Source organism: Aquibium microcysteis (assembly GCF_014495845.1).
In the GTDB taxonomy this organism is placed as follows: Bacteria; Pseudomonadota; Alphaproteobacteria; order Rhizobiales; family Rhizobiaceae; genus Aquibium; species Aquibium microcysteis.
The window spans coordinates 5,616,476-5,639,556 of record NZ_CP061080.1 but is presented as its reverse complement, the minus strand read 5'-3'; the positions used below and the strand labels follow the sequence as shown (position 1 = coordinate 5,639,556).

Below are 23,081 nucleotides of genomic sequence, written 5' to 3'. Positions count from 1 at the left end.
ATTGGATCGACCGATGAGTTTCCGGAAGGCACCCTGGCCGCGCCGACTGCGCTCGCAGGAATGGTATGGCGGCGAGAGCCGCGACGCGATCTACCACCGCTCCTGGATGAAGAACCAGGGCCTGCCGGCCGACCTGTTCGACGGGCGGCCGGTGGTGGGCATCTGCAACACCTGGTCGGAGCTGACGCCGTGCAACGCGCATCTGCGCGACCTCGCCGAGCGGGTGAAGCACGGCATCTACGAGGCGGGCGGGCTGCCGGTGGAGTTTCCGGTGTTCTCGCCGGGCGAGCCGTCGCTGCGGCCGACGGCGATGATGTACCGCAACCTCTGCGCCATGGACGTGGAGGAGGCGCTGCGCGCCAATCCGCTCGACGGCGTGGTGCTGCTGGCCGGCTGCGACAAGACCACGCCGGCGCTGCTGATGGGGGCGGCCAGCGTCGACATCCCGGCGATCCTGGTCTCGGGCGGGCCGATGCTGAACGGCTGGTTCCGCGGCGAGCGGGTCGGCTCGGGCACGGCGCTGTGGCAGATGTCGGAGGACATCAAGGCCGGCAAGATGAGCCGCGCCGACTTCCTGGAGGCCGAGCAGTCGATGTCGCGCTCGCCGGGCTCCTGCAACACGATGGGCACCGCCTCGACGATGGCCTCGATGGCCGAGGCGCTGGGCATGGCGCTGTCGGGCAATGCGGCGATCCCGGCGGTGGATTCGCGGCGGCGGGTGATGGCCCACCTGACCGGGCGGCGCATCGTCGAGATGGTGAAGGACGACCTGAAGCCGTCGGACATCCTGACGCGCCAGGCCTTCGAGAACGCGATCCGGGCGAACGGCGCGATCGGCGGCTCGACCAATGCGGTGATCCACCTTCTGGCCATCGCCGGCCGCGTCGGCGTCGACCTGACGCTCGACGACTGGGACCGCTGCGGCCGCGACATCCCGACCATCGTCGACCTGATGCCGTCGGGGCGGTTCCTGATGGAGGAGTTCTTCTATGCCGGCGGGCTGCCGGTGGTGCTGAAGATGCTGCTCGACGGCGGCAAGCTGCACGGCGACGCGCTGACGGTCTCGGGCCAGACGATGGCGCAGGAGATCGCCGAGGTGCGCAACTGGAACGAGGAGGTGATCCGCCCGGTGGCACGCGCGCTGACGCAACAGGGCGGCATCGCCGTGCTGCGCGGCAACCTGGCGCCGAACGGCGCGGTGCTCAAGCCCTCGGCGGCGAGCCCGCACCTGATGCAGCATCGCGGGCGGGCGGTGGTGTTCGAGGACATCGACCACTACAAGGCGCGCATCGAGGACGAGAGCCTGGACATCGACGAGACCTGCGTGATGGTGCTGAAGAACTGCGGCCCGCGCGGCTATCCCGGCATGGCCGAGGTCGGCAACATGGGCCTGCCGCCGAAGGTGCTGAAGAAGGGCATCACCGACATGGTGCGGATCTCCGACGCGCGCATGTCGGGCACGGCCTACGGGACCGTGATCCTGCACACCTCGCCCGAGGCGGCGGTCGGCGGGCCGCTGGCGATCGTGCAGGACGGCGACATGATCGAGGTGGACGTGGCGGCGCGGCGCATCCATCTCGACGTGCCGGAAGAAACGATCCGTGCGCGGCTGGCCGCCTGGGCGCCGACGGTGAAGGAGCCCGGCAGCGGCTTTGCGCGGCTGTTCCACCTGCATGTCGGCGGCGCCGACACCGGGGCGGATTTCGACTTCCTGATCGGCGCGCGCGGCCACGAGGTGCCCCGTGAAAGCCACTGAAGCCACGAAGATCGCGATCGTCGGCCTGGGCAAGATCGCGCAGGACCAGCACATCCCCTCGATCGGCCGGCATCCGGGATTCTCGCTGTCGGCGATCGTGACGCGCGGGGCGGGTCTGCCCGGCTTCGACCATTTCACGCGGCTCGACGCCATGCTCGAGGCGCGGCCGGACGTGACGGCGGTGGCGCTGTGCGTGCCGCCGCAGGTGCGCTTCGGCATGGCCTGGGCAGCGCTTTCGGCCGGCCGCGACGTGCTTCTGGAGAAGCCGCCGGGGGCGACGGTGGCCGAGGTGCAGGCGCTGGCCGAGCTCGCCCGGGCGAAGGGCCGGACGCTGTTCGCCACCTGGCACTCGCGCTTCGCGCCGGGCGTGGCGCAGGCGAAGGCCTGGCTCGCCGGGCGGCGCGTGACCGGGGCGGCGATCGTCTGGCGCGAGGACGTGCGCCAATGGCATCCGGGCCAGGCCTGGATCTGGGACGCGGGCGGCATGGGCGTGTTCGACCCCGGCATCAACGCGCTGTCGATCCTGACCGAGATCATGCCGACGCCGGTGCACCTGACGTCGGCCGAACTGGAGTTCCCGGAGAACCGCGACACGCCGATCGCCGCGCGGCTTTCCTTCGCGGATGCGGCGGGAGCCACCGTGACGGCCGATTTCGACTGGCGCCAGACCGGGCCGCAGACCTGGGACATCGCCGTCGATACCGATGGCGGATCGCTGAAGCTGTCAGCCGGCGGGGCGAAGCTCGAAATCGACGGGCAGGCGGTCGACCAGCCGGCGGAAGCCGAGTATGACGGCATCTATGCCCGTTTCGCGCAGCTTCTCGCGGCGGGAGCGAGCGACGTGGACGCCTCCCCCCTGGTCCATGTCGCGGATGCCTTCATGCTGGGCCGGCGCATCGTGACGGATCCGTTCCACGACTAGCCTCCCCGGCCAGCCAGATACAGACGGAAAGGACGACCATGACCGACAGCTATCAGCCGAGCGGAAAGCACCTCATTGCGGGCGAATGGGTGGCGGGCGACGCGACGTTCTCGTCGCAGCCGGCCAGCGGCGCGCCGCATCGCTTCGCCGCCGGCACCGCCGCGCATGTCGACCGCGCGGCGAAGGCCGCGGAAGAGGCGTTCTGGAGCTACGGCTATGCCTCGCGCGCCGAGCGCGCCGCCTTCCTCAACGCGATTGCCGACGCGATCGAGGCGCGCGGGCCGCAGATCACGCAGATCGGTTCGGCCGAGACCGGGCTGCCGGCCGCACGGCTGGAGGGCGAGCGCGGCCGCACGGCGGGCCAGCTGCGGCTCTTCGCCGGCCACATCGAGAAGGGCGACTATCTCGACCGCCGCCACGACGCCGCCCTGCCCGACCGCAAGCCGGCGGCGCGGCCCGACATCCGCCTGGTGCAGCGCGCGCTCGGCCCCGTCGGCGTGTTCGGCGCCTCGAACTTCCCGCTCGCCTTCTCGACGGCGGGCGGCGACACGGCCTCGGCGCTGGCGGCCGGCTGCCCCGTCGTCGTGAAGGGCCATCCCGGCCATCCGGGCACGGCCGAGATCATCGCCGAGGCGATCCTCGAGGCGATCGAAAAATGCGGCGTGCATCCGGGCGTGTTCTCGCTGGTGCAGTCGAACAGCCGCGAGGCCGGCGAGGCGCTGGTGCAGCATCCGCTGATCAAGGCGATCGGCTTCACCGGCTCGCTGAAGGGCGGGCGGGCGCTGTTCGACCTCGCCTGCGCACGGCCCGAGCCGATCCCCTTCTTCGGCGAGCTCGGCTCGGTCAACCCGATGTTCCTGATGCCGCATGCGGTGAAGGCGCGCGGCGCCGAGATCGCCGCCGGCTGGGCCGGGTCGCTGACGATGGGGGTGGGCCAGTTCTGCACCAATCCCGGGCTCGGCGTGGTGATCGACGGGCCGGACGCCGACGCCTTCGAGGCGGCGGCAGCCGAGGCGATGGGCAAGGTCGCGGCGCAGACCATGTTGTCGGAGGGCATCGCCAGTGCCTTCCAGGCCGGCCAGTGCCGCATCCGCGACACCGACGGCGTGCGCGAACTGGTGGCGTCGAGCGTCGAAGGCCGCAATGTCGGGCCGTGGCTCTACGCCGTCCCGGGCGAGACCTTCCGCGCCAACCCGGCGCTGGCCGAAGAGGTGTTCGGGCCGCTCGGCGTTCTGGTGAAGGTGCGCGACGAGGCCGAGATGATGGCGGTGGCGCAGGGGCTCGACGGCCAGCTCACCTGCTCGCTGCAGCTCGACCCGGCCGACACGGCGCTGGCTTCGAGGCTCGTGCCGGTGCTGGAGCGCAAGGCCGGCCGGCTGCTCGCCAACGGCTTCCCGACGGGTGTGGAGGTGGTGGACTCGATGATGCATGGCGGGCCTTACCCGGCCAGCACCAACGTCTCGACGACCTCCGTCGGCACGCTCGCCATCCGCCGCTTCCTGCGGCCGGTGGCGTATCAGAACATGCCCGACGCGCTGTTGCCGGAGGATCTGCGGGGCTGACGCAAGGCAGTCGGCAGTCGGCAGTCGGGAGGAGGCTCCTGGGACGGCGCCTTTCCTCTCCCCCGGGCAGGGGGAGAGGTGGATCGGGCGAAGCCCGAGACGGTGAGGGGGTGCTTCCGGTGCTGCGTTCTCGGCCAGAGTCATCGGATGAGCCCGGCAATACGCAAGCCGTCGCACCGCATCCTCACACAGCTGCGCGGCGCGAGGCAGCACCCCCTCTCCGGCCCTGCGGGTGTCCAGCCGATAGAGGGGTGACATTCTGAACCGGATACATGGGTTACAGTTCTCCCCTTTCCGCAGAGCCCACCGCCGCATCCTCGCACCGCTGCGCGGCGCGAGGCAGCACCCCCTCACCGTCTCGGGCTTCGCCCGAGCCACCTCTCCCCCTGCCCGGGGGAGAGGACGGGCGTCGCGGCTTCCCTTCCGCCTTCGTCATCAACTCTGCTGCACCCGAGCATCTGCAGGCGGGCATCGAAGACCGCCCGCGCGGCCTCCCTCGCCAGCGTCATTCCGGGGCCGCGCAGCGGAACCCGGAATCCAGAGTGGTGACCGAGGCGGAAATGCGCGGCGTTCGTGCCCCCGTCCGGGCGCCGGCGCTCTGGATTCCGGGTTCCGCTGCGCGGCCCCGGAATGACGTGTCACGCGGGCCGGCCGCATCGGGACGGACGCCGAGGTTGAGGGGCTTGCCGCCGGAGCTTGCCGACGCAGCGGAACCCGGAATCCAGAGTGGTGACCGAGGCGGAAATGTCCGGCGTTCGTGCCCCCGTCCGGGCGCCGGCGCTCTGGATTCCGGGTTCCGCTGCGCGGCCCCGGAATGACGTGTCACGCGGGCCGGCCGCATCGGGACGGACGCCGAGGACGAGGGGCTTGCCGCCGGAGCTTGCCGGCGGAGCCGGGGCCGGCGGAGCTGCGGTGCCACCTCGGGGCTTCACTCCGGGTTGCAGCCGTCGTAACACGGGGGCGTGCAGTGCAGGGAGGTCGGCATGCTCGAACAGAACCAGATGACGGCGGGCGGCGCGATCTTCACGCGGCTGAAGGTGCTGGGCGTCGACTACGTGTTCGCCAATTCGGGCACGGATTTCCCGCCGATCATCGAGGGACTGGCGGAGGCGAAGGCGAGAGGGATCGACCTGCCGCAGGCGCTGGTGATCCCGCACGAGCACGCCGCGATGGGCATGGCGCATGGCTATTATCTGATCTCCGGCCGGCCGCAGGCGGTGATGCTGCACACCAATGTGGGGCTGTCGAACGGCGCGACCGGGGCGATCAACGCCGCCTGCGAGCACGTGCCGATGCTGATCATGTCGGGCCGCACGCCGATCACCGAGAAGGACCGCTTCGGCGCGCGCACCGTGCCGATCGGCTGGGGCCAGGAGATGCGCGACCAGACCGCGCTGGTGCGCGAGGCCTGCAAGTGGGACTACGAGCTGCGCTTTCCCGAGCAGATCGTGGAGCTGCTCGACCGGGCCGCGGCGATCGCCGAATCGACGCCGAAGGGCCCGGTCTACCTGTCGCTGCCGCGCGAGACGCTGTGCGAGACGCTGCCGGCGAGCGCGATCGAGGCGCCGCGCTCGATGGCGCCGGTGGCCGGCGCGCCGAACCCGGCCGCGGTGGCCATGGCCGCGGCGCTGCTGGCGAAGGCCGAGCGGCCGCTGGTGATCGCCCAGCGCGGCGCCGGCGACGCGGCGAGCTTTGCCGCCTTCGGCGCCTGGGCGGAGCGCTGGGGGATCGCCGTGTCGTCCTGGTGGGCGACGCATCTCGCCATCTCGACCGAGCATCCCTGCCATGTCGGCTGGGACCCGGGCGCGGCGCTGGCCGAGGCCGACGTGGTGGTGATCCTGGACAGCCTGGCGCCGTGGTGGCCGGACCGCCACGAACTGCGCGACGACGCCAAGGTGATCAACATCGGCCCCGACCCGCTGTTCAGCCGGTTTCCGGTGCGCAACTTCCGCTCCGACGTGACGATCGCCGGCGAGAGCGCGCTGACGCTGCCGGCGCTGTTTGCCGCCATGGAGGCCCTGCCCCGCGACGAGGCGGCGATTTCGGCGCGGCTGGCGCGGCTGACGGAGACGTCGGGCCGCACGCGGCGGGCGCTGCGCGAGAAGGCGGCGGAGACGGCGCGCGGCATCACCAAGCACTATGTGAGCCTCTGCCTCGGCCAGGCGCTGGAGGGCATCCGCTCCAGCGTGTTCTCCGAGCTCGGCGCGCAGCTCGGCGTGATCAGCCGCACGGAGCGCAATTCCTGGTTCCAGGAGCCGCATTCGGGCGGGCTCGGCTGGAGCTTTCCCTGCGCCATGGGGGCGCAGCTCGCCGACCCCGACCGGGTCTGCGTGGCGGTGATGGGCGACGGCTCCTACATGTTCGCCAACCCGACCGCCTGCCACCAGATCGCCGAGGCGCTGGCGCTGCCGGTGCTGGTGATCATCGTCAACAACGAGGAATGGGGCGCGGTGCGCGCCTCGGTGGCCGGGCTCTATCCGAACGGCTACGCCTCGCGCGCCAACGAGATGCCGCTGACGGCGCTGAAGCCCTCGCCGAGCTTCACGCGGACGGCCGAGGCGAGCCGCTGCTGGAGCCGGCGGGTGACCGATCCGGCCGACCTGCCAGGCGCCATCGCCGGCGCGCTGAACGTCGTGCGCTTCCAGAAGCGGCCGGCGCTGCTGGACGTGGCGGTGTTGCCGGACTAGCCTTCGCGGCCGCCGCGGGCTATCTGCTTGCGGTCGAGGGCGCGCGCCCGGCCGCGACCTCGCCAGACCCCACGCCTTCGAGCCCGCAGCCATGACGCCACGCCTCCTGATCGTCCTGCCCCTCCTCGCGCTTGCCGGCTGCACCGGCGTCGCGCCGGTGCTCGACGAGGAGGTGGTGTCGTCGATGGATTTCGACGGCACGCCCTGCGCGGACCTGGTCGCCTGGCGCGACGCGCTCGCGGCCTCGCACGGGCTGCCCAGCGACACCACCCCGCTGGTTCCGGGCCGCCGGCCTTTCTATGCGCCGCCCGGCACGGGCACGATGGTGCCGGACATGCGCACGCCCTGGACGCGCGACCGCAGCCGCGCGATCGGCGAGATCAAGGCGATGGACGGCTCGATCGAGCGCCGGCAGTGCCGCGGGGCGTGAGGGTCCCGAACGGAAAGCGACGAAGCGGGTTGATCGACAACCGGGAATGGTATAGAACATACCATGAACGAATGGAGGCGACCATGCGAACCACCGGCAAGCTCGACTACATCGAGATGCCCGCCCGGGGCGGCACGCTGGACGGCGTGAAATCCTTCTATGCGGCGGCCTTCGGCTGGACCTTCACCGATTACGGGCCGACCTATTCGGCCTTTTCGGAGGGGCTCGACGGCGGCTTCGACGCCGACCAGGCGGCCGTTTCGAAGCCCCTGCCGGTGCTCTATTCCGACGCGATCGAGGAGACGCTGGTGCAGGTGCAGGCCGCAGGCGGGACGATCCTGCGCGAGATCTTCGACTTCCCGGGCGGCCGGCGCTTCCACTTCGCCGACCCGGCCGGCAACGAACTGGCGGTGTGGGGACCGGCTCGCGGATGACGGCGGCGCGGTTCGGCACGGCTCCGCCCGGCAGGATGGCGGTCCGGGGACCGGCGGCGGGGAACTGATCAGGACCGTCCGGCGAGAACCCGGCGCAGGCGGCCGGTGGCGAGGCCGACGTCGGGCTCCTTCTGGATCGCGGTGAGGTGGCGCAGGCGGAAGCCGTCGTCGGGCTTGAGGCTGCCTTCGCCGAGGAGCGCGCGCGCCTCCTCGCGCAGGCCGTCGAAGATGCCCGGCGCGGCGATCGTGCCTTCGTCGCGGTGCTGGTCGATGCGGACGACGAGATCCGGCACGGCCTTCATCCAGGCGAAGCGCGGCTCGCCGATGAGCGCGAAGAGCCGCGTGTAGGGGCTGTCATAGGCCGGATCGCCGCCGATCTCGGCCTGCAGCAGCGCCCGGTGGAAGGCCTGGAGCGCCAGCGAGAGTTCGGCGGCGCGGGCGGAATGGTCGTCGGTCATGGCGGTCTCCGATGGCAAGCGTGTGGTCGACGACGATGGAGGATTGGGCGACCACCGTAAAGAAGGCGACGGGCCTGCAGCGCAGCGGAAAAGCAGGGACGGCGCCGGCGGCGGCATCCGCCCCTCCCCTTCGTCATCCCGGAACGCGTCGTCGAGCGCAGCGAGACGGTGCGTATCCGGGACCCATTCCTCGACGGTGGCCGTCGGTGGGGCGGCGGCATTGGCGGTCCGTCCTCCACCCCACGCAGTGGGGGCGGAGGTGGCGTCGCGAAGCGACGACGGAGGGGGGGAACGACGCTGGTGGATGCGGCGACGATGGTGACGGCGGCCACGACCGTGGATCGGCGCTGGCGGAGGGACGGCGCCGGCTGTCGGCGGCCTCGTCGTGCACCGGATCGCGGGGATGCGCGGCGAGGCATGGATCCCGGATACGCCGTCCTGCGCTGCGCTCGGACGCCGTTCCGGGATGACCCGGGGTGAGGGATGGCCAGGCATGGCCGCGACGGGTCCGGCCCGGGGCAGCGGGCTCCCCCTCCGCCTCGCTGCGCTCGGCACCACCCCCCTCTGCGTGGGGTTGGAGGATGGGCGGCGGTGCTGGCGGTCCGTCCTCCACCCCACGCAGCGGGGGCGGAGGTGGCGTCGCGAAGCGACGACGGAGGGGGGCGCGACGCTGGTGGATGCGGCGACGATGGTGACGACGGCCACGACCGTGGAGCGGCGCTGGCGGCGGGACGGCGCCGGCGGTCGGCGGCGCGGACCTCGTCGTGGACCGGATCGCGGGCATGGACGGCGAGGCATGGACGGCGAGGCATGGACGGCGAGGCATGGATCCCGGATACGCCGTCCTGCGCTGCGCTCGGACGCCGTTCCGGGATGACCCGGGGTGAGGGATGGCCAGGCATGGCCGCGACGGGTCCGGCCCGGGGCAGCGGGCTCCCCCCTCCGCCTCGCTGCGCTCGGCACCACCCCCCCACTGCGTGGGGTTGGAGGATGGGCGGCGGTGCTGGCGGTCCGTCCTCCACCCCACGCAGCGGGGGCGGAGGTGGCGTCGCGAAGCGGCGACGGAGGGGGGGTGCGACGCTGGTGGATGCGGCGACGATCGTGACGGCGGCCACGACCGTGGAGCGGCGCTGGCGGAGGGACCGCGCCGGCGGTCGGCGGCGCGGGCCTCGTCGTGGACCGGATCGCGGGGCATGGACGGCGAGGCATGGATCCCGGATACGGCGTCCTGCGCTGCGCTCGGACGCCGTTCCGGGATGACGAAGGTGAAGGGGTGGGGACGCGCGAGGCACGGCCGCGACGGGTCCGGCTCGGGGCGGCGGGATCCCCCCCTCCGCCTCGCTGCGCTCGGCACCTCCCCCCCACTGCGTGGGGTTGGAGGATGGGCGGCGGTACTGGCGGTTCGTCCTCCACCCCACGCAGTGGGGGCGGAGGTGGCGTCGCGAAGCGACGACGGAGGGGGGGGCGCGACGCTGGTGGATGCGGCGACGATGGTGACGGCGGACACGACCGTGGAGCGGCGCTGGCGGAGGGACGGCGCCGGCGGTCGGCGGCGCGGACCTCGTCGTGGACCGGATCGCGGGCATGGACGGCGAGGCATGGATCCCGGATACGCCGTCCTGCGCTGCGCTCGGACGCCGTTCCGGGATGACCCGGGGTGAGGGATGGCCAGGCATGGCCGCGACGGGTCCGGCCCGGGGCAGCGGGCTCCCCCTCCGCCTCGCTGCGCTCGGCACCACCCCCCCACTGCGTGGGGTTGGAGGATGGGCGGCGGTGCTGGCGGTCCGTCCTCCACCCCACGAAGTGGGGGCGGAGGTGGCGTCGCGAAGCGACGACGGAGGGGGGGCGCGACGCTGGTGGATGCGGCGACGATCGTGACGGCGGCCACGACCGTGGAGCGGCGCTGGCGGAGGGACGGCGCCGGCGGTCGGCGGCGCGGGCCTCGTCGTGGACCGGATCGCGGGGATGGGCGGCGAGGCATGGATCCCGGATACGGCGGCCTGCGCTGCGCTTGGACGCCGTTCCGGGATGACCCGGGGTGAGGGATGGCCAGGCATGGCCGCGACGGGTCCGGCCCGGGGCAGCGGGGTCCCCCCCTCCGCCTCGCTTCGCTCGGCACCTCCTGTACCCTTTCTCCTGCGGTTTCTGGATGCACGCCGTGGGTCGCGCGACGTGAAGCGGAGCGGAACGGAGCGTGACCCACGGGCGACGGCCCGAATCGGCGTAGCTTTCCCGAACCGAGCCGATCCGTCGGGAGCGACCAATCACCTCCTGTGGCCCGACCACCTGGGGGGGACGCGTGCCCCGACGGATTGGCCGTGATCGACGCCCCGTGGGGAGTCCGCGCCGGACCTTCGGATCATCGTCCGAGCGCCAGTACAGGGATCGGCGAAGGTCGCGGTGGCTCGCATGCTCGAAGGGAGAAAGGACATGACCGATCAGAAACAGTGGTATGCCGGCGTCGACTGGGCGTCGCAGAGCCATCATGTGTTCCTCACGGACGGTGATGGCCGGAGAATCGGCGAAAGGGTCTTCAGGCACGGCGGCGAAGGCCTCGCCGAGATGGCGGCCTGGCTGACGTCGACCAGCGGTGCGCCCGAGGCGGGCCGGATCCGGGTCGCGATCGAGGTGCCGCATGGCCCCGTGGTCGAAACGCTGGTCGAGCGCGGCTTCGCGGTGCACGCCATCAATCCCAAGCAGATGGATCGCTTCCGCGACCGCTTCACCCTCGCCGGCGCCAAGGACGACAGCCGCGACGCGGAAGTGATGGCCTCGGCCCTGCGAACCGATGCCCGGTGCTTCCGGCCGCTCGCGGCCGCCGATCCCGTCGTCGTCGAACTGCGCGAGTGGTCGCGCATGGCCGAGGGTCTCGGTGCCGAGCGCAGCCGGCTGACGAACCGCATGCGCGAGCAGCTCTGGCGCTACTTTCCGGCGCTGCTCGAGCTCGAAGACGATCTCGGCGCCGCGTGGCTGCTCGATCTGTGGGAGACCGCGCCGACGCCGGCCAAGGCCGCGCGCATCCGCGAGGCGACGATCGCCGGGCTTCTCAAGCGCCATCGCATCCGCCGCTTCGATGCCGCCCATGTGCTCGCCGCGCTGCGCAAGCCGCCCCTCGCGGTCGCCGCCGGGACGACCGAGGCCGCCAGCGCCCACATCGACATGCTCGTTGCGCGCATCCGCCTGGTGAACCGGCAGCTCAGGCAGGCCCACCATCAGCTCGATGCCCTGACCGCCCGCCTCATCCCCGCCGAGGAGACCGAGCCGGGGCAGGTGAAGCAGCATGACGTGGAGATCCTCGCATCCTTGCCGGGAGTGGGAAGGATCGTCCTCGCCACGCTGCTTGCAGAAGCCTTCGATGCCCTGCAGCGACGCGACTACGCCGCCTTGCGCAGTCTGACAGGAGTGGCGCCGGTCACCAAGCGGTCGGGCAAGAGTTGCATCGTCATCCGACGACAAGCCTGCCACGACCGGCTCGCCAATGCCGTGTACCACTGGGCGCGCGTCGCCATCCAGCACGACCTCAACAGCCGTTCGAAGTATACCGCCCTTCGAAGCCGAGGTCACAGCCACGGACGCGCCCTGCGCTCCGTCGCCGACCGCCTCCTCAACGTCGCCTGCGCCATGCTGAAGGCCGGAACCACCTTCGACCCATCCCGGGCGACCCAGAAAACCCCTTGCTAGACGGTGGGGAGTCCCCCCCACTGCGTGGGGTTGGAGGATGGGCGGCGGTGCTGGCGGCGGGGGCCGGGTTCAGACGGCTTCGCGGATGCGCTCGGCGGTCTGGAGGTCGACGGAGACGAGCTGGCTGACGCCCTGTTCGGCCATGGTGACGCCGAAGAGGCGGTCCATGCGGGCCATGGTGATCGGGTTGTGGGTGATGATGACGAAGCGGGTCTGCGTCGTGCGAGCCATCTCGTCCATGAGGTTGCAGAAGCGCTCGACATTGTGGTCGTCGAGCGGCGCGTCGACCTCGTCGAGCACGCAGATCGGTGCCGGATTGGTGAGGAAGACGGCGAAGATCAGCGCCATGGCGGTGAGCGCCTGCTCGCCGCCGGAGAGCAGCGTCATGGTCTGCGGCTTCTTGCCCGGCGGCCGGGCGAGGATCTCGAGGCCGGCCTCGAGCGGATCGTCGGATTCGACGAGCTGGAGCTCGGCCCTGCCGCCGCCGAAGAGATGGGTGAAGAGGCGCCGGAACTGGCCGTCGACGACGTCGAAGGCGGCCAGCAGCCGCTCGCGGCCCTCGCGGTTGAGGCTCTGGATCGCCTGGCGCAGCGTCCGGATGGCCTCGACGACGTCGCCGCGCTCCGACACGATCAGGTCGAGCCGGCCGGAGAGCTCGCGCTGCTCCTCCTCGGCGCGCAGGTTGACGGCGCCGAGCCGCTCGCGCTCGATGCGCAGACGGTCGACGCGGCGCTCGACCTCGGCCAGGTCGGGCGCGGGATCGCCGGGCTGCAGGCCGGTCTGGCGGATGACGAGGTTCGGCGCGACGCCGAGCGTCTCGGCGATGCGCCCCTCGGCCTCGCGGCGGCGGTCGTCGGCGGCCGCCAGACGCTCCTCGGCGCGGGCGCGGGCCTCGCGCGCCGAGGACAGGGCCTGGATCGCGGCGGTGGCGGCCTTGTCGAGCGCGGCCTGCGCGGCCTCGGCCGCGGCCAGCCGGTCGGCCGCCTCCCGGCGCTTCTTCTCGGCGGCCGACAGTTCGGCCAGAAGCGCGCGGCGGCGGTCGGCGAGGTCGTCCGGCGCCTCGGCCATGGCCGCGCGCTCCGCCGCCGCCTCGGCCCGGCGGCCGGCCAGCGCGGCGATCTGGCGGTCGGCATTGGAGGCACGGGCGGTCCAGCGCTCGCGCTCGGCGGCGATGGCCGCCAGCCGTGCGCGGCGCGCCTCGGCCTCGCGCCGCGATCCGTCGAGCGCCGCGCGGGCGTCGGCGACGGCGGCGCGATCGCGGGCCACGGCGCCGGACCGCGCCTCGAAGACGGACTGCAGCGCGCGCGGATCGGGCGCGGCGGCGAAGGCAGCCTCGGCCTGCGCCAGAAGGCGGGCGGCCTCGTCGCGGCCCTCGCTGACGCGGGCGAGCGCCTCGGCGAGCGCGGCGCGGCGGGCAGCGATCTCGCCGGCCGCGCGTTCGGCACGGGCAAGCTCCTCGCGCGCCTCGCCGAGGCCACGCTGGCTCGTCCGCCAGGCCTCGCGCGCGGCCTTCTCGGCCTCGACCGCGGCGCGCAGCGACGCCTCCGCCTCGGCCAGCCCGGTCTCGGCCTGGCGCAGGCGGCCGGCCGCGGCGACGGCCTCCCCCTCCAGCTCGGCGAGCCGGTTCTTCTGCGCGAGCCGCTGCGCGGCGGCGGTGGGCGCGTCGGCGCCGGCCACGAAGCCGTCCCAGCGCCAGACCGCGCCGTCGCGGCTGACGAGACGCTGGCCGGGCGCAAGCAGCGGCTGCAGGCGGGGACCGTCGGCCTTTTCGACGATGCCGATCTGCGACAGCCGGCGGGCGAGCGCCTGCGGCGCCTCGACATGCGCGGCGAGCGGTTCGGCGCCCTCGGGCAGGGCCGGATCGGCGGGCCCTGCCTGCGCCCCGCCCCAGTGGGCCGGAGCCTGGCGATCGAGCGGCGCGTCGAGATCCTCGCCGATGGCGGCACCCAGCGCCGTCTCGTAGCCGCGCGCGACCCTGATCGCTTCCAGCGCGGCCGGAAAGCGGCCCGGGCCGCCGGCGCCGAGCACCCTCGCCAGCGTGCGGGCCTCGGTGTCGACGCGCTGCAGGGCGGCACGCGCCTCCTGCACGGCCGGGCGCAGCGACGCCTCGCGGGCGCGCGCGGCGGCCACCGCCTTCTCGGCGGCGACGGCGGCGGCCTCGGCGGCGGCGGCGCGCGCGGCGGCCTCGTCGGCGAGCCGCTTCCGGTCGGCCGGATCCGGCAGCGCGGCGAGGCGCGCCACGATCTGCTCGGCCTCGCGCGCGGCGTCGGCCAGCTGGCGGTCGAGCCTGCCCTTGCGGTCGGCATGCTCGCGCATCGACCGTTCGAGCTGCATTCGCTCGGCGGCGGCCTCGGCCCGCCCGGCGGTGACCTCCGCCAGCGCGGCCTCGCTTTCGGCGAGCCGGACGGTCGCCGCCTCGAGGGCCCGGCCCGCGGCCGCCTCGCGCTCGCCGGAACCGGCGTCGGCGCGCGCCAGCGCCGCCCCCTCGGCATCGAGGCGCGCCAGCGCCTCGGCATCGTCGCGCACCATCTGCTCCTCGCGGGCGATGTCGGCGTCAAGCTGGACGAGGCGCTTCTCCAGTTCGTCGGCCCGGGCGCGCAGGCGCTGCGCCTCCTCGTCGAGCTGGGTGCGGGCGATGCCCAGGCGCTGCAGCACGGCCGCCGCCGCCGCCGCCGCCTCGCGCAGCTCGGGCAGCTTCATGGCGCCGACGCCCTGGTCCCTGGCGGCGGCCATCTGCGCCTGCGCCTGCGCGGCGACGACGGCTGTGGCGGCGGTGAGCGCCTGCCCGGCCTCCGCCTCCTGCGCCTTCGCCTGCGTCCAGCGCAGATGCAGCAGCGTGGCCTCCGCCTGGCGGATGTCGGCCGAGAGCGCGCGGAAGCGCGTGGCCTGGCGGGCCTGGCGCTTCAGGCTCTCGATCCTGCTCTCGAGTTCGCCGGTGACGTCGTCCAGCCGTTCGAGGTTCTGTTCGGCGGCGCGCAGGCGCAGCTCCGCCTCGTGGCGGCGGGTGTGGAGGCCGGAAATGCCCGCCGCCTCCTCCAGCAGCGCGCGGCGGGCCTGGGGCCTGGCCTGGATCAGCTCGCCGATGCGGCCCTGCCCGACCATCGAGGGCGAGCGGGCACCGGTCGACTGGTCGGCGAAGAGCAGCTGGACGTCGCGCGCCCGGGCCTCACGGCCGTTGATGCGGTAGACGGAGCCCGCCTCGCGCTCGATGCGGCGCGACACCTGCAGCTCGTCGGCATCGTTCCAGCCGGGCGGCGCGGTGCGGCCGGAATTGTCGAGGAAGAGCGTGACCTCGGCGGTGTTGCGGGCGGGCCTGGTGCCGGAGCCGGAGAAGATGACGTCGTCCATGCCGGACGCGCGCATGTTCTTGTAGGAGTTCTCGCCCATGACCCAGCGCAGGGCCTCGACGAGGTTGGACTTGCCGCAGCCGTTCGGGCCGACGACGCCGGTGAGCCCGCCCTCGATGACGAAGTCGGCCGGCTCGACGAAGGACTTGAAGCCGAGGAGGCGCAGGCGCGAGAAGCGCATCAGGACGCTCCCCGCAGGACGGGCGGCACGGCGATGCCGCGCCGGCCGGTCGGGGCAGGATCAGAGCAGAGGGTCAATGATGGCCGAGAACTCGCCAATCGACATGGCCCCCGCATATTTCTTTCCGCCGATGAAGAAGGTCGGTGTCGCGTCGACGCCGAATTCCTTCTCGCCGCGATCCTTCACCGCCCTGACATCCATCAGAAGCTTCTGGTCGGTCAAGCAGGCCTCGAAGGACTCCTGTGAAAAACCGGCCAGACGGGCGATCTGCAGCAGCGCGGCGCGCGCGTCCTGGACGCGGACCCAGGATTCCTGCTGCCGGAACAGCACGTCGACCATGGCGAAATACTTGTCCTGCGAGCAGCGGGCCAGCATGAAGCCGGCCTCCGCGCGCGGATCGAAGGGGAACTCGCGCATGATGAGCTTCACCTTGCCGGTGTCGATGTATTTCGACTTCAGCTCCGGGAAGGTGGTGGTGTGGAAGGCGGCGCAGTGGCCGCAGGTCATCGAGGCATATTCGACGATGGTGACGGGCGCACCGGCCTCGCCGTAGACCTTCTCGGGCAGCGGACCCGGGGCCAGCAGCTTTTCCATGTCGACCGTCCCGCGTGAATCGGGCGCGGCCTCCGTGGCGCCGGTCGTGGTGCTGTCGGACTGCGCCTGCGCCGGCCCGGCCGCGTCGCTGCAGGAGGCCAGCAGAGCGGCCGCAGGCAGGAGCGCCAGCGATCCGACGATCTGACGACGCGAAACCTTGTGTATCATTCGAATCACCCAGTGCGATCAGGACAATGTGACGACGGCCAGTGAAGGACGACAGTGCGCGCTATTTATGGCAGACGCGGCGTCGATCACAGCCCCCTTTTTCACGCCGGGATCACGAAGGCGCGACGACCGGGCGCGTCGGGCTCAGCGCCTGGAGCCGATGACGGAGCGGCCCAGCCGTTCGAGCGCGGCCCGCAGGCCGTCGTCCTCGATCTTTCCCACCGTGCCGGCGAGCTGCGTCGCTTCCTCGGGGCGCAGCGGCCGCGGCGGGCGGGGCACGTTGGCCTGCGGGACCGTCACCGGCTTCTGGACGATCCTGATGCGGCCGATGGCCTGGAAGCCGAGGAAGGCGTTGACGCGGGCGATGATCTCGCCGGTCTCGTGCTGGAGACGCAGCGCCATGGCGCCCTCGCAGGCGATGATCAGCGTGGCCGGCTCGAAGGGATCGTCCTCGGTCATGCGGCGCGGCCAGGCGATGCGCTCGGGACGGGTGGCGCCGGCGAGCCGCGTGCCGACGATCTCCTCCCAGGACTGGACGAGGCCGACCGTCATGCCGGCGCGCTTGCGCAGGACGGGATCGAGCAGCGCGGTGGCGAGGTCGCTGACGTGCACGGCGCCGGCCCGGCCGGGCTTTGCTGTCATCTGTGGCGTTTCCTCATGGCCGACGGGTCTGCTATGGCCGGGGACGAGCCGCCGCCAGGAGCGCATGATAGCGCATGAATGCCCGCACGATAAGGACGAAGGACGACGGGCCGGCGATCGCCGCCGCGCTGCTCGACTGGTACGACCGGCATCACCGGCGGCTGCCCTGGCGCATCGGCCCGGCCGAGGCCCGCGCGGGCGCACGCCCCGACCCCTACCGGGTGTGGCTATCGGAGATCATGCTGCAGCAGACGACGGTGCAGGCGGTAAAACCCTATTTCGAGACCTTCACCCGGCGCTGGCCGACGGTGGCGGCGCTGGCGGCGGCCCCCGCCGAGGACATCCTGAAGGCCTGGGCCGGGCTCGGCTATTACTCGCGTGCACGCAACCTGAAGACATGCGCCGAAATGGTGGCGGAGCGGCATGGCGGGCGGTTTCCGGACGATCTGGACGGGCTGAAGGCGCTGCCCGGCATCGGCGACTACACGGCCGCCGCCATCGCCGCGATCGCGTTCTCCCGGCCGGCGGCGGTGGTGGACGGCAATGTCGAGCGGGTGATGACGCGGCTCGCCGCCATCGCCACCCCGCTGCCGGCCGCCAAGCCGCAGATCAAGGCGCTGGTGCAGGAGCTTCTGCCCCCCGACCGGCCGGGCGACTTCGCGCAGGCGACGATGGATCTCGGCGCCACGATCTGCACGCCGAAGCGGCCGGCCTGCCCGCTCTGCCCGATCAACGACGGCTGCGCGGCGTTTCGCGCGGGCACGCAGGAGCAGTTTCCGGTCAAGGCGCCGAAGGCGGAAAAGCCGGTGCGGCAGGGCGCGGCCTTCGTGGCGGAGAACAGCCGCGGCGCGGTGCTGCTGCGCCGGCGGCCGGACAAGGGCCTTCTCGGCGGCATGAGCGAGCCGCCGACCAGCGCCTGGACGGCGCGGGTGGACGGCGCGGCCGGGACCGGTGCGGCGCCCTTTTCGGCCGACTGGCGGCCGGCGGGCACGGTGACGCACGTCTTCACCCATTTCGAGCTCAGGCTTTCCGTCTACCACGCCCGCACCGACCGCGCCGCGCCCGCCGGCGCCTGGTGGTCGGCGCGCGCGGAACTGCCCGGCGAGGCGCTGCCGACCGTCATGAAGAAGGCCATCGAGACCGCCATACCGGGCGCGACCGGCAAGCCGGCCGCCCGGCGTCCCACGAGGAGTGAAGCATGACCGCGATCCGCCACATCGTCTTCGACATCGGCAAGGTGCTGATCCACTACGATCCGGACCTGCCGTTCAAGCGCATCATCCCCGACGCGGCGCGCCGGCGCCGGTTCTTCGAGACGGTCTGCACGCATGACTGGAACCTGGAGCAGGACCGCGGCCGCAGCTGGGCCGAGGCCGAAGCGCTGCTGATCGCCAGCCACCCGCACGAGGAAGACAACATCCGCGCCTTCCGGAAATCCTGGCACGAGATGGTGCCGCACGCCTATGACGACACGGTGGCGATCATGACCGGGCTGATCGACGCCGGGCACGACGTGACCATGCTCACCAACTTCGCCGCCGACACCTTCGCCGAGGCCCGCCAGCGCTTCGACTTCCTCAACCGCCCGCGCGGCGTGACGGTGTCGGGCGAGATCGGCCTGATCAAGCCGGACAGGGCGATCTACGACCGCCACGCGCGCGATTTCGGCCTCGACCCGGCGGCGAGCCTGTTCATCGACGACAGCGCCAAGAACGTGGACAGCGCCCGGGCGGCGGGCTGGCAGGCGGTGCTGTTCGAGGGGGCGGGGAAATTGCGGGCGGATTTGCGGGGGATGGGGGTGGGGGGGGTAGGATGAGTCAGGCGGCGCGGATCGCGCATGACCGCGTTGCGGACGTCCGCCAAGTCGCTGAATTTCTACCAAAATCCGACATTAGTTTCATTAAGCGGTATCCGTTCGGAATGACTTCCCTCGGGAACGCAAGCGGAAGATGCCGCTCTGGCAGTACTATTGTGAGTGCGGATCGGCAGTGACAGGCGCCATAGGCGCACCAAGAACGCTAACGCCAAGCCAAAAAAGTTCGCTGATAGCGAACTTTTTTCTTGCACCCTCGCGTGTTCCAAGCTATTTTGGGTTATCGATAGCTGAAGGGGATAGTCATCACTCGCTGGGGCCTTGAGAGAGGCCTCGTGGAAGGTCGATAGCCTTCTAAACTCCGGCCGGCAGGTGCGCGTTACGGCGTGCATGGCGGCGCGGGCGTGCCCCGATGGCGGGGCACGCCCGTACAGGCAGGGTTTACCGTTCTCGCCCCTCTTTCCAAACCGCGATGGCGCCCCAGCGATCCTGCTGGGGTGGTGTTGGAAAGGAGAATGCGATGGAAACATCGAAAAATGTCGATCGAGAACGGCGACGGACCAAACCTAAACGGAAGAAGTGGGCTCAAATCCTGCTTCGTCCGCAAACGGTAACATTACTGGTTTCAATAGGAAAGATCGCGGCTTACGTGTTGTGGCTGATCTACCTGATCATCGGTAAGTATAGGGAGTAGTCCGTCGCCCTGCTTTGTATTTTAGAAAGGACGCTGCAATGTTGAATGAAGCTCTTCGTCTGATACGTGTTTATCATGACATGAAGCAGAACGAAGCGGCGGAGAAGCTCGGCATCTCGAAATCGTACCTGTCGGAGATTGAGAAGGGTCATAAAGAACCTTCACTTGAACTGATAAGGAAATACGAAAACACGTTCGACATACCTGCATCATCAATCATGTTCTTTTCAGAGAATATGGGAAAATCGCACGTGAGAGAGAGAGCTAGGACTTTCGTTGCCTCTAAAATCATCAGCTTGATGACGTTTTTAGAGGATAAGGCGGAGAGGGCGCATGCCGACTGATCGCAAGCGCTACGCACTCGATCAATCACCGTTCTATAAATTGAGAAACCGCAGGCGGCTGGCCGAGCTCTTGGGCGTGTCTCCGGCAGAGTTACGCGCACTCTGCGAACAGACCGACTCCCTCTATTCCGAGTTCGACGTTCCGAAGAAAACCGGGGGCGTGCGTGGCGTCGAAAACCCGCGTCGGCAGCTTAAGATGGCGCAAGCAAATATCGCTCGCTTACTTGGGCGCATTGCTCCCCCGGATTACCTTTTCTGCCCGGTGAAAGGGAGATGCTATGTCACGAACGCTGCGCAGCATCGAGGACAGCGCGTCGTCCGTTGTCTCGACGTGCGTAAGTATTTCCCTAGCACGTCATCGCGCCGCGTTTTCTGGTTTTTTCGGACAGTCATGCGCTGCGAAATCGACATCGCTGCGGTCCTAGCGCGACTTGCGTGCTACCAGGGTCACCTGCCTACGGGCAGCCCCCTTAGCCCAATCATGGCGTATTTCGCTCACTACGATGTTTGGGAGGCTATCGCCGGCATCTGTAAAAAGTACGGATACCGCCTAACAGTTTACATCGACGACGTTACGATTTCCGGCAGGTCGCTCTCGCCGCAAGTTATTTGGCGGATAAAGCGCGAAATCCATAGATCTGGCTTGCGCTATCATAAAGAAAAACACTTCGTTGACAGACCAGCCGAAATCACCGGTGTCATAGTCGATGGCGATCGCCTGCTCGTACCCAACCGTCAGCTAAAGAAAGTCCACCAGGCGCGACAGTCGCTAAGGGCGCAAATCTCACCCGATGCGGAAAAGAAGCTCCGAGAGCAATTGCTCGGCCTCCAAGGCCAGGTCGCGCAAATCGCTTCGGTGAAGTGATGATCTGGGTAGGGCGCACGTTGCCGCCGAAAACCTTCGGCACCTGAACGAGCGCTTTTTGTGCCCAGCCAGCCAGAAGCCGCCATTCCGCCTTTCCACCCCCTAACAGACACCCAACCCCAACATCGCGGCCCTCGGGGCCGGCCGTCGCGTTCCGCAGATCAGGCGATCGGACGTGCTTCGATCGACCGCGGTATCGCGTCCCCCTCAGCGCCGTTCGACGGCCGTGAGCAGGGTGTCGAGCAGGGCGTGGAGTCTCGGCTCCATGTCGAGGCCGGCGACGGCCGCCTGCTCCATTTGGGCGGGGTGGACGAAGACGGTGACCGCACGCAGGCGACGCCGGCGGCGGCGGCGAGGTCGGGGATGCGGAAATCGCCGCGGGCGGTCCCGTCCGCCAGCACCTGACGCACGAGGCCGATCATGGCCCGCGCATGGGCGGCGACGAGATCCCGGCGTTCGGACAGGATGCGGCGATAGTGGCCATGGAACTCGGGATCGTCGCCGAGCCTGGCGCGCTTGCGGCGGTGGAGCGCGAGGACGAGACCGCGCAGCCGCTCCGGCGCGGGGCCATCGGCCTTCGCGAAGCGCGATGCCAGATCGGCTTCCTCGGCCATCGTGCGGCGCGGGCGTCGGGCGAGAACCGATCGATCCGTGAGGAACGATTGCTCAAGCGTCGCCTGGGGCGCGCGATCTGCATCGGCTCTCGGCCGATGCCGGGCTGCCGGCCGGACGCGACGATTTCATCCGGAATGTTCGCGCGACCTTCCGCGTCGTCATGCCTGCGCTTGTCCCGAGACTCCGCCCCCGGCGCGCATCTGGAAGTAGCGATATCGCGCAAGGCGCCGGGAGGGCCACCCTTCGGGGGACGGCAGATCCTCGGGACAAGCCCCATACGCGCTAACATAGCGTTGACGGTGCATTCGGCGCGTGATTCGTTTGGCGCATGAATGATTCGCTGCACGCCATGAATTGGGACGAGCTGGTCGCGCGACTGGGCTCGGAGGAGGAGTTGACGAGGAGCGCGCGGGAGGCGGGTGCGCTGCTTCGAAAGCGGCAGGTGTCCAGCGCCACAATTCTGTTGCGGTTGTGTTTCGCCTATGTGCTGGGGCGGTTTTCGCTTCGCACGCTGGCGGCCTGGGCCGAGCAGCGAGGCCTGGCGTCGATGTCCGACGTGGCGATGCTCAGGCGGCTGAAGGCCAGTGCCGACTGGGTGGGCGACCTGGTCTCGGACCTGCTCGCCGAGCGCTGCCCCGAAGCCCTGGCCGGTTCGAGCGGCGGACTGCGGATGATGGCGGTCGACGCCACGGTGGTGGCGCCGCCCGGACCCAAGCGGGCCTATTGGATGGTGCATACGGTGTTCGACCTCTCGAGGCTCAGGCTGTGTTCGGTGGACGTGACCGATCGGCATGATGCCGAGCGGTTGTCGCGCGGCGTCGTCCAGGCCGGCGAATTGCGGATCGCCGATCGCGCCCACGCCAGGGCGGACGATCTGGCTCGGGTGGTCGAGGCTGGCGGCGCGTTCCTGGTTCGCGCCCCTTCGACCCATCCGCGCCTGCTGGATGGGGAGGGTCGGCTGCTGGATCGTCTGGCGCTGTGCCGCGAGGCGGGCGAGAAGGGCGTGCTCGATCGGCCGGTGAGGGTCCAGGACCGCAAGTCGAAGGTCGAGGTGGCCGCCCGGGTGGTGATCCTGCCCCTGCCGCCCGAGGCGGCGGCGAAGGCCAGGCGCGCGGCGCGCCGTCTGGCCGCCAAGGCGGGGTACGAGCCCAGCGAGGCCGGCATCGAGATGGCCGGTTGTCTGGTGCTGCTGACGTCGCTCCCGTCGGACGGCTGGCCGCCCGAACGGCTCGCCTCGACCTATCGGCTGCGATGGCAGGTCGAGCTGGCGTTCAAACGGATGAAGTCGCTGGTGGGCCTGGAAGACCTCCGCGCAAAAGATCCCAACCTGGCGCGCCTGTGGATCAACACCGCCCTTCTGGCCGCCCTGCTGACCGAAGACGACCTGCCGGCCCTCGGTCCCGAGGCGCCGGACTCTCTCCCCCTGGCCGCCTGAACCGGGCCGCCCTGCCGATCTGGCGTCTCGCAGCCATGGCGCTCGCCAACATCTCCCTGGCGGTCTTGCAGGGACCAACCAGACGGATCCCCATCGACCGTCTGCTCCACCGACTGCGCGAGCCACCGCGACGACGGCGCGCAATTGCACATCGGCAGCTATGTTAGCGCGTATGGGGACAGGCCCGAGGATGACGACCGGATTCGCCGGTGCGACCGGGGTGGGTTGGCGCTTGCGGCCGGCCTTGGCTGCGGGCGTTGGTTCGACCGGGTCTTCTCATCCCCCTGCCCGCGTGGCGGCAGGACGCTCGCCGGGCGGAAGGCAGACACCACGCCGAAGCGGGAACGCGGGCCGGGACACGGGCTTTGCGGTGCCGGCGTTGATCTTTCCGGCGACGGGACGTCCGTTCGGAACGTTTCGCGCAACCACCGGCGCCGTCATCCTCGGGCTTGT

Annotated in this window: 17 protein-coding genes; 12 read left to right on the top strand and 5 right to left on the bottom strand. The window is 70.7% G+C overall.

Features of this window, described 5'->3' with window-relative positions; translation table 11 throughout:
* The first annotated feature begins 13 nt into the window (after positions 1 to 13).
* The 6 genes from araD (at position 14) to IAI54_RS26520 (ending at position 7,791) form a co-directional block, all read left to right on the top strand.
* Positions 14 to 1,756, top strand: coding sequence for an L-arabinonate dehydratase (araD, locus tag IAI54_RS26545; RefSeq protein ID WP_187970031.1), 1,743 nt, complete (start codon positions 14 to 16; stop codon positions 1,754 to 1,756).
* A complete protein-coding gene (locus tag IAI54_RS26540) occupies positions 1,743 to 2,678 on the top strand; it encodes a Gfo/Idh/MocA family protein (protein WP_187970030.1) in 936 nt (311 codons plus the stop codon). Before araD ends, IAI54_RS26540 begins: the two co-directional genes overlap by 14 nt.
* 38 nt (positions 2,679 to 2,716) lie before the next feature.
* On the top strand, positions 2,717 to 4,240 hold the full coding sequence (locus IAI54_RS26535; protein ID WP_187970029.1) for an aldehyde dehydrogenase (NADP(+)): 1,524 nt from the start codon (positions 2,717 to 2,719) through the stop codon (positions 4,238 to 4,240).
* A gap of 983 nt (positions 4,241 to 5,223) precedes the next feature.
* Positions 5,224 to 6,927 (top strand): thiamine pyrophosphate-requiring protein, encoded by a 1,704-nt coding sequence (locus IAI54_RS26530; protein WP_187970028.1) that lies wholly within the window; start codon positions 5,224 to 5,226, stop codon positions 6,925 to 6,927.
* Between the two features lie 91 nt (positions 6,928 to 7,018).
* Positions 7,019 to 7,357, top strand: a complete 339-nt coding sequence (locus IAI54_RS26525) for a hypothetical protein (protein ID WP_187970027.1) — start codon at positions 7,019 to 7,021, stop codon at positions 7,355 to 7,357.
* Between the two features lie 83 nt (positions 7,358 to 7,440).
* Entirely contained in the window at positions 7,441 to 7,791 is a 351-nt protein-coding gene (locus IAI54_RS26520) for a VOC family protein (RefSeq protein ID WP_187970026.1), read from the top strand.
* Between the two features lie 68 nt (positions 7,792 to 7,859).
* On the opposite strand, the gene IAI54_RS26515 is transcribed toward IAI54_RS26520, so the two are convergent.
* Positions 7,860 to 8,249: a hypothetical protein gene (locus IAI54_RS26515; RefSeq protein ID WP_187970025.1), complete on the bottom strand. Its 390-nt coding sequence runs from the start codon at positions 8,247 to 8,249 to the stop codon at positions 7,860 to 7,862.
* A 2,430-nt stretch (positions 8,250 to 10,679) separates the two neighbouring features.
* On the opposite strand from IAI54_RS26515, the gene IAI54_RS26510 reads away from it, so the two are divergent.
* Positions 10,680 to 11,930, top strand: a complete 1,251-nt coding sequence (locus IAI54_RS26510) for an IS110 family RNA-guided transposase (protein ID WP_187970024.1) — start codon at positions 10,680 to 10,682, stop codon at positions 11,928 to 11,930.
* 69 nt (positions 11,931 to 11,999) lie between these two features.
* Here the strand turns inward: IAI54_RS26510 and smc are convergent, their stop codons facing one another.
* From smc to IAI54_RS26495, 3 genes are all read right to left on the bottom strand, one after another.
* Positions 12,000 to 15,458: a chromosome segregation protein SMC gene (gene smc, locus IAI54_RS26505; protein WP_187970023.1), complete on the bottom strand. Its 3,459-nt coding sequence runs from the start codon at positions 15,456 to 15,458 to the stop codon at positions 12,000 to 12,002.
* Positions 15,459 to 15,518: 60 nt separating this feature from the next.
* Positions 15,519 to 16,220: a DsbA family protein gene (locus IAI54_RS26500; RefSeq protein ID WP_187970022.1), complete on the bottom strand. Its 702-nt coding sequence runs from the start codon at positions 16,218 to 16,220 to the stop codon at positions 15,519 to 15,521.
* A gap of 144 nt (positions 16,221 to 16,364) precedes the next feature.
* Entirely contained in the window at positions 16,365 to 16,862 is a 498-nt protein-coding gene (locus tag IAI54_RS26495; RefSeq protein WP_187970021.1) for a DUF721 domain-containing protein, read from the bottom strand.
* Positions 16,863 to 16,936: 74 nt separating this feature from the next.
* Here IAI54_RS26495 and mutY point away from each other — a divergent pair, with 74 nt between their 5' ends.
* The 4 genes from mutY (at position 16,937) to IAI54_RS26475 (ending at position 20,578) form a co-directional block, all read left to right on the top strand.
* Entirely contained in the window at positions 16,937 to 18,064 is a 1,128-nt protein-coding gene (gene mutY / locus IAI54_RS26490) for an A/G-specific adenine glycosylase (RefSeq protein WP_187970020.1), read from the top strand.
* Complete coding sequence (locus IAI54_RS26485) at positions 18,061 to 18,678, top strand: HAD family hydrolase (RefSeq protein WP_187970019.1); 618 nt, start codon at positions 18,061 to 18,063, stop codon at positions 18,676 to 18,678. The genes mutY and IAI54_RS26485 overlap by 4 nt, the downstream gene beginning before the upstream one ends.
* Positions 18,679 to 19,449: 771 nt before the next feature.
* A complete protein-coding gene (locus IAI54_RS26480; protein WP_210321188.1) occupies positions 19,450 to 19,713 on the top strand; it encodes a helix-turn-helix domain-containing protein in 264 nt (87 codons plus the stop codon).
* Complete coding sequence (locus tag IAI54_RS26475) at positions 19,703 to 20,578, top strand: reverse transcriptase family protein (protein ID WP_187970017.1); 876 nt, start codon at positions 19,703 to 19,705, stop codon at positions 20,576 to 20,578. The genes IAI54_RS26480 and IAI54_RS26475 overlap by 11 nt, the downstream gene beginning before the upstream one ends.
* Before the next feature lie 161 nt (positions 20,579 to 20,739).
* On the opposite strand, the gene IAI54_RS26470 is transcribed toward IAI54_RS26475, so the two are convergent.
* Positions 20,740 to 21,192, bottom strand: coding sequence for a hypothetical protein (locus IAI54_RS26470; RefSeq protein ID WP_210321187.1), 453 nt, complete (start codon positions 21,190 to 21,192; stop codon positions 20,740 to 20,742).
* Positions 21,193 to 21,521: 329 nt separating this feature from the next.
* Here IAI54_RS26470 and IAI54_RS26465 point away from each other — a divergent pair, with 329 nt between their 5' ends.
* Entirely contained in the window at positions 21,522 to 22,628 is a 1,107-nt protein-coding gene (locus IAI54_RS26465) for an IS4 family transposase (protein WP_187970016.1), read from the top strand.
* Positions 22,629 to 23,081: the final 453 nt, after the last annotated feature.